This window comes from Cupriavidus taiwanensis (genome assembly GCF_900250115.1).
Classification (GTDB): Bacteria; Pseudomonadota; Gammaproteobacteria; order Burkholderiales; family Burkholderiaceae; genus Cupriavidus; species Cupriavidus taiwanensis_B.
Genome location: NZ_LT984803.1, coordinates 608,588 through 622,268 on the forward strand (window position 1 = coordinate 608,588; position 13,681 = coordinate 622,268).

The following is a 13,681-nucleotide window of genomic DNA, read 5'->3' on the forward strand; positions in this document are numbered from 1 at the left end:
CACGGCTCAGGCAGGGCCGGCGCCGGCCGGCTGCAGCATCCAGTAGCGCTCGGGGGCGCACAGGTCGCACAGCCGGTCTTCGCTGAACAGCTGCAACTGGCTCTGGTAAGCGTTGAGCGCGTAGCTCTTCTGCGTCAGGTACTGCGTCACCGGCAGGTTGACGGGCGTGGCACGCAGGCCGCTGTCCCAGCATTGCACCAGACGCTGCTGCAGCAGGCCGGGCATGCGGCGGTAGATCGCGTCCTCGTAATAGAGCCACTGCACCGGCGGCGCGGCGGCAGGTGTGGCCACAGGTGCGGCTGCGGGCGTGCTCCAGGCCGGGCCGCGCGCGTGCGCGGCCAGCATCAGCAGCCGGCAGGCGTCATGCACCAGGGCATGGTCGGAATGGAACAGCCCCAGCGGAGCCACCACCACGCCTTCGGTCTGCATCAGCAGCACGGTATGCAGGGCGTCGGCAAGCTGTCGGGCGGTGTAGCAGCGGCCATACTGGCTGTCCCAGAAGTCCAGCCACACCGCGTGCGCGCCCAGCATGGTGAGCGCGTGGTTGTCCTCGCGGCGGCGCGACAGCACCGCCTGCTCGGCGCTGGCGAAGCCGGCGGCCTGGTCCCAGTCGGGGGCCGGCATGTCCGCCGGCGGCACGCCCGCGAACACCGTCACCACACGCGCCGCGCGCGCGGCTGCGAGCAGCCCGCCGCAGCTGAACACGGCATCGTCCAGGTGCGGCGAGATCACGGTCACCGCCGCGGCGAGATCGACCACCATCGCCGTACCCATGCCGCCCCCCTTGCGCGCTCCGGCACGCCGTCAACTGAGCGCGGCACGCGCTTCGCGCGCGGTGGCGGACACCGGCACCACATTGCCGGGCGCGCCTTCGGCATGCGCCTGCGCGGCGAGCCGCGCGGCAAAGTAATCGACGGTGCGGCGCAGGCCGTCTTCCAGCGCGGTGTGCGGCTCCCAGCCCAGCAGCTGGCGCGCCAGCGTGATGTCGGGGCAGCGCTGGTGCGGGTCGTCGGCCGGCAGCGGCCGCATCGCGATGCGCGACCGCGAGCCGGTGGCGCGCAGCACCGCCTGCGCAATCTCGAGCATGGTGGTTTCGCGCGGGTTGCCCAGGTTGACCGGCATGCCACTGGCGGGCGCTTCCATCAGCCGTATCAGCGCGTCGACCATGTCGTCGACATAGCAGAAGGCGCGCGTCTGCGCGCCGTCGCCGTAAACCGTCAGCGGCTGCCCGGCCAGCGCCTGGGTGATGAAGTTCGATACCACACGGCCGTCGGCAGGATGCATGCGCGGCCCGTAGGTGTTGAAGATGCGCGCGATGCGCACGTCCAGCCCGTGCTGGCGGTGGTAGTCCATGAACAGGGTCTCGGCGCAGCGCTTGCCTTCGTCGTAGCAGGAGCGGATCCCCACCGGATTGACGTGGCCCCAGTACCCTTCCCGCTGCGGATGATGCTCGGGGTCGCCATAGACTTCGCTGGTCGAGGCCTGCAGGATGCGCGCCCTGAGCCGCTTGGCCAGTCCCAGCATGTTGATGGCGCCGTTGACGCTGGTCTTGGTGGTTTGCACCGGGTCGTGCTGGTAGTGCACCGGCGAGGCCGGGCACGCGAGGTTGTAGATCTCGTCGACTTCCACATACAGCGGGAAGGTCACGTCGTGCCGCAGCAGCTCGAAATTGGTCCGGCCCAGCAGGTGCGCGATGTTCTCCTTGGTGCCCGTGTAGAAGTTGTCCACGCACAGCACGTCCTGCCCGGCGCGCACCAGGCGCTCGCACAGGTGCGAGCCGAGGAATCCCGCGCCGCCGGTGACTAGGATGCGCTTGCGATCGCTTTCCTTCATTTCCGCTCTCCTTGGATTGCTTGCGGGTGCGGGCCTGCCACCGCGCCGGCCTCAGGCCGCGGCGCGGCGGGCGCCAGCTTGCAGCGCGGGCGCGCCGGTGCAGACGCGCGCATAGACCGCCTCCATCTGCCGGGCCACGCCGGCCCAGGTGAAATGCGCCTGCGCGCGGCGCCGGCCCGCTTCGCCCAGCTTGCGCGCCAGCGCCGGGTCGGCGGCCAGCTCTGCCAGCCGCGCCGCCAGTGCTGCCGGGGCCTTGGGCGGCACCAGGAAGCCGGTGTGCCCGTCCACCACCGTGGAACGGATGCCGCCGACGTCGGCGCCGATCACCGGCGCGCCGCACGCCATCGCTTCCACCGGCGTGATGCCGAAGGGCTCGTACCACGGCGTGGTCACGAAGACATCGGCGGCGCTGTAGAACAGGCGCAACGTGTCGCGCCCGCGCCGCCCGGTAAACACCACACGTTCGGCCACGCCCTCGGCGCTGGCCACGTCCCGCAGCCGGCCGATTTCCGGCGTGGCCTGCACGCTGGGCTGCTCGGCGTTGCCACCCACCACGTACAGGGTGGCGTCGAGGCCGGTGTCGCGGCGCAGGCATCCCAGCGCACGGATCACGTTGTCGATGCCCTTGCGCGGCACCAGCCGTCCCAGCTGCAGCACGCGGAACCCCTGTAGTGGCCACCCCAGTGCGCGCCGCGCCGCGTCGCGCGCCACCGGAGCGAACTCGGCCGCGTCGAAACCGCACGGCACGGTCTGCACGCGCGTGGGGTCGGCACTGTACAGGTTGACGAGGTCGTCCAGGTCCTGCGGACACTCCGCCACCACGCAGTCGGCCTCGCGCACCAGCGTGTCCTCGATGCCGAAGCGGTCGTCGGGGAAGCCGTCGGTGCTGCCCTGGTGCAGCCTGCGCACCTTGCCCAGCGCATGGAAGGTCATCACCAGCGGGATGCCGAGCGTGTGGTGCGCGCGCAGCGCGGCCAGCCCGGACATGAAGAAGTTGGCATGGAGCACGTCATAGCCAGCGGCATCGCGGCGCAGGAACTCCGTCAGGAACGTGCCGAAGTCCTCCATATAGGGCAGCAACTGTTCCTTCGGGATCTGCACCGGCGGCCCGGCGGTGACGTGGATCACGCGCACGTTGGGCGCGAACGCCACCACCTCGGGCAACAGCGCCTTGTCGCGCCGGGTGAAGACATCGACCTGGTAGCCGCGGCTGCCAAGCTGCCTTGCAAGATGCGCCACATAGATGTTCTGGCCGCCACAGTCGGTGCTGCCGACACTGGCGAGTGGCGAGGCATGTTCGCTGATCAGCGCGATCTTGCGCATGGTGGGCTCCGGTGTTTGCAGCCGTGCCCGCGAACGCGGGCGTGGATGGGAGGTGGTGCCCCTTGCAGCTAGCGTGCCATCGGCGCCGGCAGAACACGGTTAAAAAAAACGCCGGGCGAGGGAACCGATGGAGAAGCGATATAGCGGTTCTCCGTGGGCTGCGGGGTACCGCATTGCGTAGAAGACGCACGGCCCGGCGCAAGACCCGGTTTGGTCATTCTTACGCCGCCCGTTTGTAATTTGCGCTTACCGATCTTTCGTTTGCCGACGCGCGGTGCGCAGCGTTGCAACCGGCCCGATGCTTGCTGCGTCGATGGCCCATGCAGGTCTCGCTGCACGCGCTGCCGCGACGGCCTGCCGTTCAACCATCGATGGAGTCGCCCATGCCCATGATCCCAGATGCGGGCCAGCCGTCCCGTGCTTCCCATGCCGGCGCCAGCCGCTTCAGCGATCCCGCCGCGGCGCGGCGCGCGATCGAGCTGGCGTTGCCGATGCTGCTGCACTCGCTGCGCGACAAGGCCGTCGGCGAGAGCGGCTGCATGCACGTGGTCGTGATGGATCCGACGCTGCAGCCGGGCGATTGCGCCTTCGAGGAAGCGATCCTCTATGAGCATTCGCTGCCATCGCGCGAGGCGTGGGATGCCGACTACAGCCGCTATGCGCGCGCCAAGGCCAGCCTCAGCTGGCGCACCGGCATGGCCAGCGCGCAGGTGGTCCACTGCAGCCCGCACCGGCTGCGCAGCGACGACAGCATGCTCGGCGGCGCCGTCGTGGTGGATGGCATCGTAGTCGCCGTCAGCGGTGCCAATGCATGGTACGACGAGGCCTTTGCCGGCTGCGTGGCGATGCTGCTGCGGGCCGTGGCGCAGGGGTCTTGCGTGCGCGCCCGGCCGGCCGGCTGACGGCGGCGCACGCGTGTTCGCCTGACTGTTGGCACACATTTCGCACCGGCAGCAAGCCTGCGCACCATGGGATGCCTGTCCGGGACGCAGCATGCCGATGCCGCCAGGGCACGGTAGTCGATGTCCGATTCGATGTCCGATTCGTTGTCGGTTAGTCGCCCGAATCGCCGTCCAACACCACCAGCCGACTGACAAGGAACCACCATGCAAACTTCGCCACGCGCAGCCGCGCACACCGAGACTGCCATGCCGCTGCAGGACCGCACCTACCTCGTCAGCGGCGCGGGCCGCGGGCTCGGCGCCGCCATCTGCCGCACGCTGGGCACGTCCGGCGCGGCCGTGATCGTCGCCGATATCGACGACCGGCTCGCGCGCGACAGCGCCGGCGCGCTGGCCGAGGCCGGCGCGCAGGCGTGGCCCCTGCACCTGGATGTCTCGGATCCGGCTTCCGTGCGCGCCGCCTTCGACTCGCTGCGCGCGCGTGGCGGGCGCCTCGACGGCATCGTCAACAACGCCGCCATCGACATCACGCTGCCGGTGGACGAGGTCGATGCCGAGACCTGGCGCAAGGTGCTGATGGTCAACCTGTACGGCCCCTACCTGATGGCGCATGCCGCGGTGCCGGTGCTGAAGGCGCAGGGCGGGGGGCATATCGTCAACATTGCCTCGACCGCGTCCAAGCGCGCGTGGCCCAATGCCTCGGCCTACCACGCCACCAAGTGGGGGCTGCTGGGCTTCTCGCACGCACTGCACGCGGAACTGCGGCCGCACGGGATCAAGGTGTCGGCAATCGTCGCGGGCGGCATGCGCACGCCGTTCCTGCTCGACCGCTTTCCCGACATCGACCAGGGCAACCTGCAGGATCCGGCCAATGTCGCCAACGCGGTGCGCTTCGTGCTGACACAGCCGGAAGAAACCGTGATCCCCGAGGTGATGGTGCTGCCCATGAAGGAGACCTCGTGGCCATGAGCCCCGCACCCCCGCTGCGCGCTGCCGTGCTGCTGGACAAGGACGGCACGGTCTTGCACGACGTGCCCTATAACGTCGACCCGGCGTGCATGCGGCTTGCGCCAGGCGCCGCCGCCGCGTTGCGGCTGCTGGGCGGCCTAGGCCTGCCGCTGGTGGTGGTGACCAACCAGGCCGGGGTGGCGCGTGGCCTGCACAGCGAGGCCGCGCTGGAGCCGGTGCGCGCACGGCTGGCGGCGCTGTTTGCCGAGCATGGCGCCACGCTGGCCGGCTTCTGGTATTGCCCGCATCATCCCGAAGGACAGGTCGCGCCCTACGCGCGCGCGTGCCTGTGCCGCAAGCCGATGCCGGGGCTGCTGCTGCAGGCGGCCGCGGCATTGCGGCTCGACCTGGCGCGGTCCTGGATGATCGGCGACATCCTCAATGACGTCGAGGCCGGCAACCGCGCGGGCTGCACCACCGTGCTGGTCGACTGCGGCAACGAGACCGAATGGCAGCTGTCGCCCGCGCGCCAGGCCGACTACGTGGTGCCCACGCTGGACGCCGCCGCGCGCCTGGTGGTTGCGCGCACCCGGGCCGCGCGGGAGGTCGCCGCTGCTGCATCGCCGGCCGCGTCACCATGCCATGCGGAGGCGCCATGAGCTGGCAATCCGCTCGCAGCGTGCTGTGCGTGCGCCTCGACAATATGGGCGACGTGCTGATGAGCACGCCGGCGCTGCAGGCGCTGGCCGATGCGCTGCCGGCCCGCCGGCTGACGCTGCTGACTTCGCACAGCGCGGCGGCACTGGCGCCGCACCTGCCGATGGTCAGCCGCGTGCTGGCCTGGGACGCGCCCTGGGCGAAGCACCCGGAGGCCCGGTCGGCGCCGGCGCCCGGACCGGAGATTGCCGCCTGCGCGCGCTGGCTGGCACGTTTCCGCTTCGACGCGGCGGTGATCTTTACCGTCTACAGCCAGAGTCCCTTGCCCGCCGCGGTGCTGTGCGCGCTGGCGGGCATTCCGCTGCGGCTGGCCTGCTGCCGCGAGAACCCCTACGCCTTGCTGAGCGACTGGGTCCCCGACGCCGAGCCGGGCACGCAGCCGGGCCAGCGTCCGCGCCACGAGGCGCAGCGCCAGCTCGACCTGGTGGCGCAGGTTGGGGCGATCCCGCGCGATACGCACCTGCGTTTTCGCGTGCTGGCGTCGGACCGCACCGCGGTCGCGGGGCGCCTGGCCGCCATTCGCGGCGGGCGCAGCGGGCCGGTGGTGGTGGTGCATCCCGGCGCCAGCGCGCCGTCGCGGCGCTGGCCGCCGGCGCGCTTTGCGCAGGTGGCGCACGCGCTGGCGGTGCAGGCGGGCGCGCACGTGCTGGTGACCGGCGATGCCGCCGAGCACGACATCGTGCGCGCGGTCTGCGCCGCGGCCGGCCACGCGCGCGTGGTGCCGCTCGCCGGCGCCTTGCGCCTGGGCGAAATGGGCGCATTGCTGGAAGCCGCCGACCTGCTGGTGTCGAACAACACCGGCCCGGTCCACCTGGCCGCTGCGCTGGGCACGCCGGTGGTGGACCTGTACGCGCTGACCAACCCGCAGCACACCCCCTGGCAGGTGCCGCACCGCACGCTGTTTGCCGATGTGCCGTGCCGCTATTGCTACAAGAGCATGTGCCCGCAGGGACATCATCGCTGCCTGGAAGACGTGCCGGCCGCGCACGCGGTGCAGGCCGCGCTGGCGCTGCTGGGCGGCCATCCCGACAGCATGCCCGCGGTCGAACTGCCGTGGCCCGGCGCGCTCGCCGGCGCGGCGGCACCGCCGGCCGGGTCCGACGCCTTGAAGTCCATGCCGGACGACAGTGCAACCCGCCATATCCCCCATGACGAGGCCGACCATGTACACCCTTGGCATTAACGCCGCCTACCATGATTCCGCCGCCTGCCTGGTGCGCGATGGCGAGGTCGTCGCCGCCGCGGAGGACGAGCGCTTCACGCATATCAAGCATGGCAAGCGCCCGGTGCCGTTCACGGCGTGGGAACTGCCGTTCCACGCCATCGACTATTGCCTGGGCGAGGCCGGCATCGCGCTGCGCGAGGTTGACCATGTTGCCTACGCGTTCGACCCCGCGCTGATGCTGGGCGCGCGCCGGCATGACGCCACCGTGACGCTGCCGCTGGAACCGTCGGCGCAGGGCGCGCCCGGCGGGCACGAGTCGCCGTGGGACCCGCTGTTCCTGTCGTACGTGGTCAATGCGCCGCGGCAACTGGCCGGCGGCGCACCGCACCACCTGGCCGCGCGCTTCGCCGGCGTGCGCCACGACGGGCCGTTTCGCTGGCATTTCGTCGAGCACCACATGGGGCACGAGGCCAGCGCCTTCCTGGCGGCGCCGTTCGCGCGCTGCGCGGTGCTGACCATGGACGGCCGCGGCGAACGCGCCACCACCAGCTACGGCGTGTTCGACGGCAAGGAGTACCGGCGCATCAAGCAGATCGACCTGCCGGACTCGCTCGGCCTGCTGTACGAACGCGTCACGCGCCACCTGGGCTTCCTGCATTCGTCGGACGAGTACAAGGTGATGGCGCTCGCCTCCTACGGCAAGCCCGCGCACCTTGGCGTGTTCCGCGACATGGTCCGGCGCGATGCCGAAGGTGGCTACCACGTGGCCCAGCCCGACCTGGAAACCTTGCTGGGACCGCCGCGCCAGCGCGGCGAGGCCTTCGGCGCCGCGCATTTCGACATCGCGCGCTCGCTGCAGGAGGTGCTGGAGGAAACCGTGGTCGGCATGACCACCTGGCTGGCCCAGGCCACCGGCGAACGGCAGCTGGCCATGGCCGGCGGCGTGGCGCTGAACTGCGTGATGAACGCGCGCGTGCGCGACCAGAGCCCGTTCGACGAGGTCTGGGTCCAGCCGGCCGCCGGGGACGCCGGCACCGCGCTGGGCGCGGCGCTGTGGATCGACTTCGTGCAACGCGGACGTCCGGCGCGGCAATGGTCGATGGAGCACGCCTACCTGGGGCCGGCGTATGGCGAGGACGAGATCGCGGCCTTCCTCGACTGGGCCAGGCTGTCCTACCGCCGGCTCGACGACCTCGCCGGGCAGACCGCCGAGCTGCTGGCGCAGAACAAGATCATCGGCTGGTTCCAGGGCCGCATGGAGTTTGGTCCGCGCGCGCTGGGGGCCCGCTCGATCCTGGCGTCGCCGATCGATCCCGGCATGCAGCAGCGGCTGAACCAGATCAAGGACCGCGAGGACTTCCGCCCGGTGGCGCCGGTGGTGATGCAGGAGCGCGCGCCGGACTGGTTCAGCGCGGCCAAGCCCGGGCGCGGCGAAGCGCCGTTCATGCTGTTTATCTACGACGTGCGCCCCGAGCAGGCGGCGCGCATTCCCGCGGTCTGCCACGTCGACGGCACCGCGCGCGTGCAGACCGTGCGGCGCGAGCAGAACCCGGCCTACTACGACCTGCTGGCCGCGTTCGAGCGCCGCACCGGCGTGCCGATCCTGGTCAACACCTCGTTCAACACGCGCGGCGAGCCCATCGTGTGCACGCCGCGCGATGCGGTAGAGTGTTTCTGGACCTCGCCGCTGGACGCGCTGGTGATCGGCCCGTTCCTGCTGGAAAAACCTGCCGGAGGCGCCCGTGGACAGGCCTGAGCCACGGGTCGCGGTGGTGGTGCCCACCTGGCGCCGCCCGGCGCTGCTGGCGCGCTGCCTGCAGGCGCTGTGTGCGCAGCGCCTGCCGCCGCAGGCGTACGAGATCATCGTTGCCGACGATGGCTGCGAGGCCCGCATCGAACGGCTGGTGGCGCTGATGGCCGCGCAGCATCCGCACCATGCGCTGCGCTATGTGCCGGTGCCGGGCACGCAGGGGCCGTCGGGCGCGCGCAATGCGGGCTGGCGCCGCGCGCGCGCGTCGGTGATCGCGTTTACCGACGACGACACCGTGCCGGAACCGGGCTGGCTCGAAGCGGGCTGCGCCGCGCTCGCGGACCAGCCGGAGTGCTGCGCGGTGGCCGGCACCGTGCACGTGCCGCTGCCGGCGCGGCCGACCGACCACGAGCGCGATACCGGCGGCCTTGCGCACGCCGAGTTCGTCACCGCCAATTGCTTCGTCCGTCGCGACGCGCTGCTGCGCATCGGCGGCTTCGACGAGCGCTTCACGCGCGCATGGCGCGAGGATTCGGACCTGCAGTTTCGCCTGATCGAGCAGGTCTGCCCGGTGGGGCGCGCGCCCGCGGCCGTGGTGGCGCATCCGGTGCGGCCGGCCGCATGGGGCAGCAGCGTGGCGGCGCAGGCCAAGGTGTACTTCGACGCGCTGCTGTACAAGAAGCATCCGCGCCTGTACCGGCAGCGCATCCGGCGCGTGCCGCCCTGGCACTACTACGTGACCGTGCTGGCGCTGCTGGCCGCGCCGATCGCGTGGCTGGCGGGCGCGCCTGCCGTGGCCGCGGCGTCGGGCCTGCTGTGGCTGGGATTGACCGCGGCATTCTGCGCGCGGCGCCTGCGCGGCGCGGCGCTGACGCCGGCCCATGTGGCCGAGATGGCGTTCACTTCCATGCTGATACCGCCGCTGTCGCTGTACTGGCGGCTGCGCGGTGCGCTGGCGTTCCGGGTGGTGTTCCTATGAGCGCATGCCTCGAGCCGGTCAAGGCCCCGTCCCGCGCACGGCGTCCGCAGCATCCGGCGCGGGTGCGGCGCATCGCGGTGTTCCGCGCGCTGCAGCTCGGCGACATGCTCTGCGCGGTGCCGGCGCTGCGTGCGCTGCGCGCGGGCGAGCCCGAGGCCCGCATCACGCTGATCGGCCTGCCGTGGGCGCAGGAGTTCGTGTCCCGCTTCAGTGCGCTGGTGGATGACCTGATGGTGTTTCCCGGCGCGGCGGGGATGCCGGAACAACCCTGCGCCGAGGCCGCTGCGGGCCCGTTCTACGCGGCCGCGCAGGCGGCGCGCTTCGACCTGGCGATCCAGCTGCACGGCAGCGGCGCGCTGACCAACGCCGTGGTCCGGCGCCTCGGCGCCCGGCGCATGGCCGGCTTCTGCCCGGATCCCGCCGCGGCGCGCTGCAGCCGCACCGGCGTGCTGGTGCCGTGGCCGCAGGGCAACGAGGTCCAGCGGCTGCTGGCGCTGATGCAGGCGCTGGGCTATCCGTGCGCGGACCGCAGCCTGGCGTTTCCGCTGCGCCCGCTCGACCATGCCAGCTGGCGGCTGCTGGCCGCCGAGCACGGGCTGGTTGCCGGTGAATACGTCTGCCTGCACGCGGGCGCGCGCATGCTGTCGCGGCGCTGGCCGGTGGAGCGCTTTGCCGAGGCAGGGCGCGCGCTGCGGCGCCACTGGAAGGTGGTGCTGACCGGCAGCCGCGACGAAGCCGGGCTGGTGGCGCAGCTGGCGCGGCGCCTGGGCAAGCCGGTGGTCAACCTGTGCGGACAGACCGCGCTGGGCACGCTCGCGGCGCTGATCCGCGACGCGCGCCTGCTGCTGTGCAATGACACCGGCGCCTCGCATATCGCCGCGGCGGTGGGCACACCCAGCGTGGTGGTGTCGTGCGGCAGCGACAGCGCGCGCTGGGCGCCGCTCGACACCACGCTGCACCGCGTGCTGGCCGACCAGCCGCCATGCCGTCCGTGCATGCACCAGTGCTGCCCGCTCGCCGGACACCCGTGCGCGTCGAATGTCAGCGTGGCAAGCGTGGTGGAGGCCGCGCTGGCGCTGGCGGCCCGGGAGCGCAAACATGGCTAGGCGGCTGCGCATCCTGACCTGGCACGTGCACGGGAACTACCTGTATTACCTGTCGCAGATCCCGCACGAGCTGTACCTGGTCACGCGCGATGACGGCACGCCCGGCTATGCCGGCGCCGGCGGCGCCTTGCCGTGGGGCGCCAACGTGCACGAGGTGCCGTACGACGCCGTCCCGGCCGGCCGCTTCGACTGCGTGCTGTACCAGCACCGGCATCATTACGAGCATGACCGCGTAGCGCTGCTCAGCGCCGCGCAGCGCGCGCTGCCGGCGCTCTACCTGGAACACGATCCGCCGCAGGAACACCCGACCAACACGCGCCACCCGGTGCAGGATCCGTCGATGCTGCTGGTGCATGTGACCCCGTTCAACGCGCTGATGTGGGACAGCGGCGTCACCCCGTGCCGGGTGATCGAGCACGGCGTGCTGGTCGACCAGGCGGTGCGCTACAGCGGTGAACTGGCGCGCGGCATCAGCGTGGTCAACCACCTGTCCCGGCGCGGCCGCCGGCTCGGCGCCGACCTGTTCGCACGCGTGCGCGAGCAGGTGCCGCTGGACCTGGTCGGCATGGCGGCGCAGGAGGCGGGCGGACTGGGCGAGGTCGCCAACCCGGACCTGGCGGCGTTGGTCGCGCGCTACCGCTTCTTCTTCAATCCGATCCGCTACACCAGCCTGGGGCTGGCGGTGGTGGAGGCGATGATGCTGGGGGTGCCGGTGGTCGGGCTGGCCACCACCGAGCTGGCCACGGTGATCCAGAGCGGCAACAACGGCTATGTCGATACCCGCGTCGAGGTGCTGGTCAGCGTGATGCGCGAACTGCTGGACGATCCGGAACTGGCGCGAGCCTGGGGCGAGCGCGGCTGCCGCCTGGCGCGCGAGCGCTTCGGCATCGGCCGCTTCGTGGCGGAGTGGGACGAGACCCTGCGTGCGCTGTGCGCGTGACCACCACACGCGCCTGCTAGCCGGGCCTGCCGCCGTTGCCGCCGATCCGGCCGCCGCCGTGGCCGCCATGGAGCCGCGCGCGGCTGCCCGACGATGCCGTGCAGCACACCAGGTAGTAGGCGCGCTTGAACTGCAGCGCCGCTTCCAGCCTGCGTCCGGCAGCCGCTTCGGCAAACGCCGCGTGCAGGCAGCGTTCGATGCTGTCGGCGGTGCCGTCCTGCTCGAACAGTCCCGGCGCGCGCTGCTCCCATAGCCGCATCAGCACGGCGCGGCGCTGCGCCAGCGTATGCGGGGGCCAGCCGTGGTCGCGGCTGAGCAATTCCAGCCGCGTCGCCAGCAGCGTTTCGAGCAGCAGGGTAGGCCTGGCAAAGCGCGCGGTCACGGGCGTGGCCTCGCGCGAGCCGGTGGCCTCGGCCAGTGCCACAGGCAGCTCGGTGGCGTCGGGCGGGCGGTCGATCATGGCAGCCAGCGACATGTGGCGGGGCGCGACACAGCCGCGCCGCGCGGGGTGGCGGCGGGTTTCATTCCGTCGCCGTTTCGGTGGCGGATTCCTCGGCGTCGGCCAGGGCGAGCGCCGCCGCGCGCTGGGCCAGCGGCTCGGCGGCGCGGATGCGCAGCACGGTCTGGCGCGACGTGCTGAAGCGCCGCGCGGTCTCGCTGACCGAATAGCCCGCGGCCAGCGCGCTCAGGATGGCGTGGCGCTGTTCGGGCGTGTGCTTGGGCGGACGGCCCACCTGGCGCCCCATGGCCTTGGCCGCGGCCAGGCTCTCGCGCACGCGCACGCTGCGGGTGGCGCCTTCGAGCGCGGCGACCGCGCGCAATACTTCGACCGCATCGGGCGACGTCGCGCTGGCCAGGTCATCGCGCGACAGCTGCACGCAGTACAGCGCCACACCAAGCAGGCGGAAGCGCCGGACCGTCGCCAGCACTTCGGGCACGCTCCAGCCCAGGCTGCACAGGCGCAGCGCCACCACCGCGTCGCCAGGCTGCACCTGGTGCTGCAGCGCGCGCAGGCGCGGGCGCTGCAACGCCGGCACCGAGGCGGGGGCGGCCTCCCAGAACACGTGTTGCGGATCGACGCCATAGCCGGCGGCGCTGGCGGCCTCCAGTTCGTCCTGGACCGCCGACGCTGCATCGGCGCAATTGGAGTAGAGGAAGGTGGTCGGCATGATGGTGTCGGACGGCGCGGGCGCCGCGCGCTGGTGAGGGCGGTCCGGACAGAGGATTCTGTTCGGCTGGTTGCGGGCTAACGCAACGATTGCCCTAGCTGCCGCAACTTTCATGCCGCGCTTCCCGCCGCCCGGCAACCTGGCGCAACGTTATAACCGGCGCGCAAAGGCGATGCGGGCACGCCATGCGCGGACCCACGCGCCGCCGCGGGCACAATTACAAGGCTTCGCGCAGGAATTGCAATGACATGCAGGTCGGCCCGCCATGCGCGCGCCATGGCGCCCGCTGCGGCGTGGGCACGGAACCTGCCTGCCTTGCGGGGCGAAGCCGGAGTGCCGGCTCCCCACTCAGGAGAGAATCGTGGACAAGTCGAAGATCCCCGCAGACCAGGCCGAGGCACTCGGTGCCTTGATGGACGACCACCGCGCAGTCAAGAAGCAGTTCAAGGCGTTCAAGGACACCGAGGACCGCGACGAGAAGGAATCGATCGCGCTCGACGTGTGCCATCAGCTCACGGTGCACGCCACCATCGAGGAAGAAATCTTCTATCCGGCATTGCGGGGCGTCAGCGAGGAAATCGATGACATGCTGGACGAGGCCCAGGTCGAGCACCAGGTCGCCAAGGACCTGATCGCCGCAATCGAGGAAGATCCCGCCGGCGACATGCTCGAGGCCAACTTCACGGTGCTGTCGGAATATGTCTCCCACCACGTCGAGGAAGAGGAAGGCGAGCTGTTCAAGAACGTGATCAAGGAAAAGGTCGAGCTGCGCGATGCGGCGCAGGCCATGGCCGCGCGCAAGGAAGAGCTGATGCGCGAGACCGCCTGAGGCGGCAGTGCCTGACGGGG

At 71.4% G+C, this 13,681-nt stretch carries 14 protein-coding genes; 9 read left to right on the plus strand and 5 right to left on the minus strand.

The window, feature by feature from the left end; genetic code table 11:
• Positions 1-6: 6 nt before the first annotated feature.
• From CBM2586_RS02905 to CBM2586_RS02915, 3 genes are read right to left on the minus strand one after another with little or no spacing between them, the layout of a single operon-like run.
• Positions 7-774: a PIG-L family deacetylase gene (locus CBM2586_RS02905; protein WP_115686769.1), complete on the minus strand. Its 768-nt coding sequence runs from the start codon at positions 772-774 to the stop codon at positions 7-9.
• Between the two features lie 30 nt (positions 775-804).
• Positions 805-1,833, minus strand: a complete 1,029-nt coding sequence (locus CBM2586_RS02910) for a UDP-glucuronic acid decarboxylase family protein (RefSeq protein WP_115686770.1) — start codon at positions 1,831-1,833, stop codon at positions 805-807.
• A 51-nt stretch (positions 1,834-1,884) separates the two neighbouring features.
• Positions 1,885-3,156 carry a glycosyltransferase gene (locus CBM2586_RS02915; protein WP_115686771.1) on the minus strand — a complete coding sequence of 424 codons (1,272 nt, stop codon included), beginning with the start codon at positions 3,154-3,156 and terminating at the stop codon, positions 1,885-1,887.
• Positions 3,157-3,545: 389 nt separating this feature from the next.
• On the opposite strand from CBM2586_RS02915, the gene CBM2586_RS02920 reads away from it, so the two are divergent.
• From CBM2586_RS02920 to CBM2586_RS02955, 8 genes are all read left to right on the plus strand, one after another.
• Complete coding sequence (locus tag CBM2586_RS02920) at positions 3,546-4,058, plus strand: hypothetical protein (RefSeq protein WP_115688606.1); 513 nt, start codon at positions 3,546-3,548, stop codon at positions 4,056-4,058.
• Positions 4,059-4,262: 204 nt separating this feature from the next.
• A complete protein-coding gene (locus CBM2586_RS02925) occupies positions 4,263-5,027 on the plus strand; it encodes an SDR family oxidoreductase (RefSeq protein WP_231942515.1) in 765 nt (254 codons plus the stop codon).
• Positions 5,024-5,665 carry a D-glycero-alpha-D-manno-heptose-1,7-bisphosphate 7-phosphatase gene (locus tag CBM2586_RS02930; protein ID WP_115686772.1) on the plus strand — a complete coding sequence of 214 codons (642 nt, stop codon included), beginning with the start codon at positions 5,024-5,026 and terminating at the stop codon, positions 5,663-5,665. The genes CBM2586_RS02925 and CBM2586_RS02930 overlap by 4 nt, the downstream gene beginning before the upstream one ends.
• Complete coding sequence (locus CBM2586_RS02935) at positions 5,662-6,906, plus strand: glycosyltransferase family 9 protein (RefSeq protein ID WP_115662908.1); 1,245 nt, start codon at positions 5,662-5,664, stop codon at positions 6,904-6,906. Before CBM2586_RS02930 ends, CBM2586_RS02935 begins: the two co-directional genes overlap by 4 nt.
• A complete protein-coding gene (locus CBM2586_RS02940; protein WP_115686773.1) occupies positions 6,887-8,644 on the plus strand; it encodes a carbamoyltransferase family protein in 1,758 nt (585 codons plus the stop codon). The genes CBM2586_RS02935 and CBM2586_RS02940 overlap by 20 nt, the downstream gene beginning before the upstream one ends.
• A complete protein-coding gene (locus tag CBM2586_RS02945) occupies positions 8,631-9,617 on the plus strand; it encodes a glycosyltransferase family 2 protein (protein WP_115686774.1) in 987 nt (328 codons plus the stop codon). The genes CBM2586_RS02940 and CBM2586_RS02945 overlap by 14 nt, the downstream gene beginning before the upstream one ends.
• Positions 9,614-10,723 (plus strand): glycosyltransferase family 9 protein, encoded by a 1,110-nt coding sequence (locus CBM2586_RS02950; protein WP_373424192.1) that lies wholly within the window; start codon positions 9,614-9,616, stop codon positions 10,721-10,723. The genes CBM2586_RS02945 and CBM2586_RS02950 overlap by 4 nt, the downstream gene beginning before the upstream one ends.
• Positions 10,716-11,663, plus strand: a complete 948-nt coding sequence (locus CBM2586_RS02955; protein ID WP_115662905.1) for a glycosyltransferase family 4 protein — start codon at positions 10,716-10,718, stop codon at positions 11,661-11,663. The genes CBM2586_RS02950 and CBM2586_RS02955 overlap by 8 nt, the downstream gene beginning before the upstream one ends.
• Before the next feature lie 16 nt (positions 11,664-11,679).
• Here the strand turns inward: CBM2586_RS02955 and CBM2586_RS02960 are convergent, their stop codons facing one another.
• The gene (locus CBM2586_RS02960; protein ID WP_231942514.1) at positions 11,680-12,138 is read right to left on the minus strand and encodes a hypothetical protein; all 459 of its coding nucleotides are present in this window, start codon (positions 12,136-12,138) and stop codon (positions 11,680-11,682) included.
• A 46-nt stretch (positions 12,139-12,184) separates the two neighbouring features.
• Positions 12,185-12,832, minus strand: coding sequence for a recombinase family protein (locus CBM2586_RS02965; RefSeq protein WP_115662904.1), 648 nt, complete (start codon positions 12,830-12,832; stop codon positions 12,185-12,187).
• Positions 12,833-13,193: 361 nt separating this feature from the next.
• On the opposite strand from CBM2586_RS02965, the gene CBM2586_RS02970 reads away from it, so the two are divergent.
• On the plus strand, positions 13,194-13,661 hold the full coding sequence (locus CBM2586_RS02970; protein WP_115662903.1) for a hemerythrin domain-containing protein: 468 nt from the start codon (positions 13,194-13,196) through the stop codon (positions 13,659-13,661).
• The last annotated feature ends 20 nt before the right edge of the window (positions 13,662-13,681 follow it).

Coding starts and splice junctions, on each gene's coding strand:
- CBM2586_RS02905 (WP_115686769.1), bottom strand. CDS start 774: ATGGGTACGGCGATGGTGGTCGATCTCGCCGCGGCGGTGACCGTGATC.
- CBM2586_RS02910 (WP_115686770.1), bottom strand. CDS start 1,833: ATGAAGGAAAGCGATCGCAAGCGCATCCTAGTCACCGGCGGCGCGGGA.
- CBM2586_RS02915 (WP_115686771.1), bottom strand. CDS start 3,156: ATGCGCAAGATCGCGCTGATCAGCGAACATGCCTCGCCACTCGCCAGT.
- CBM2586_RS02920 (WP_115688606.1), top strand. CDS start 3,546: ATGATCCCAGATGCGGGCCAGCCGTCCCGTGCTTCCCATGCCGGCGCC.
- CBM2586_RS02925 (WP_231942515.1), top strand. CDS start 4,263: ATGCAAACTTCGCCACGCGCAGCCGCGCACACCGAGACTGCCATGCCG.
- CBM2586_RS02930 (WP_115686772.1), top strand. CDS start 5,024: ATGAGCCCCGCACCCCCGCTGCGCGCTGCCGTGCTGCTGGACAAGGAC.
- CBM2586_RS02935 (WP_115662908.1), top strand. CDS start 5,662: ATGAGCTGGCAATCCGCTCGCAGCGTGCTGTGCGTGCGCCTCGACAAT.
- CBM2586_RS02940 (WP_115686773.1), top strand. CDS start 6,887: ATGTACACCCTTGGCATTAACGCCGCCTACCATGATTCCGCCGCCTGC.
- CBM2586_RS02950 (WP_373424192.1), top strand. CDS start 9,614: ATGAGCGCATGCCTCGAGCCGGTCAAGGCCCCGTCCCGCGCACGGCGT.
- CBM2586_RS02955 (WP_115662905.1), top strand. CDS start 10,716: ATGGCTAGGCGGCTGCGCATCCTGACCTGGCACGTGCACGGGAACTAC.
- CBM2586_RS02960 (WP_231942514.1), bottom strand. CDS start 12,138: ATGTCGCTGGCTGCCATGATCGACCGCCCGCCCGACGCCACCGAGCTG.
- CBM2586_RS02965 (WP_115662904.1), bottom strand. CDS start 12,832: ATGCCGACCACCTTCCTCTACTCCAATTGCGCCGATGCAGCGTCGGCG.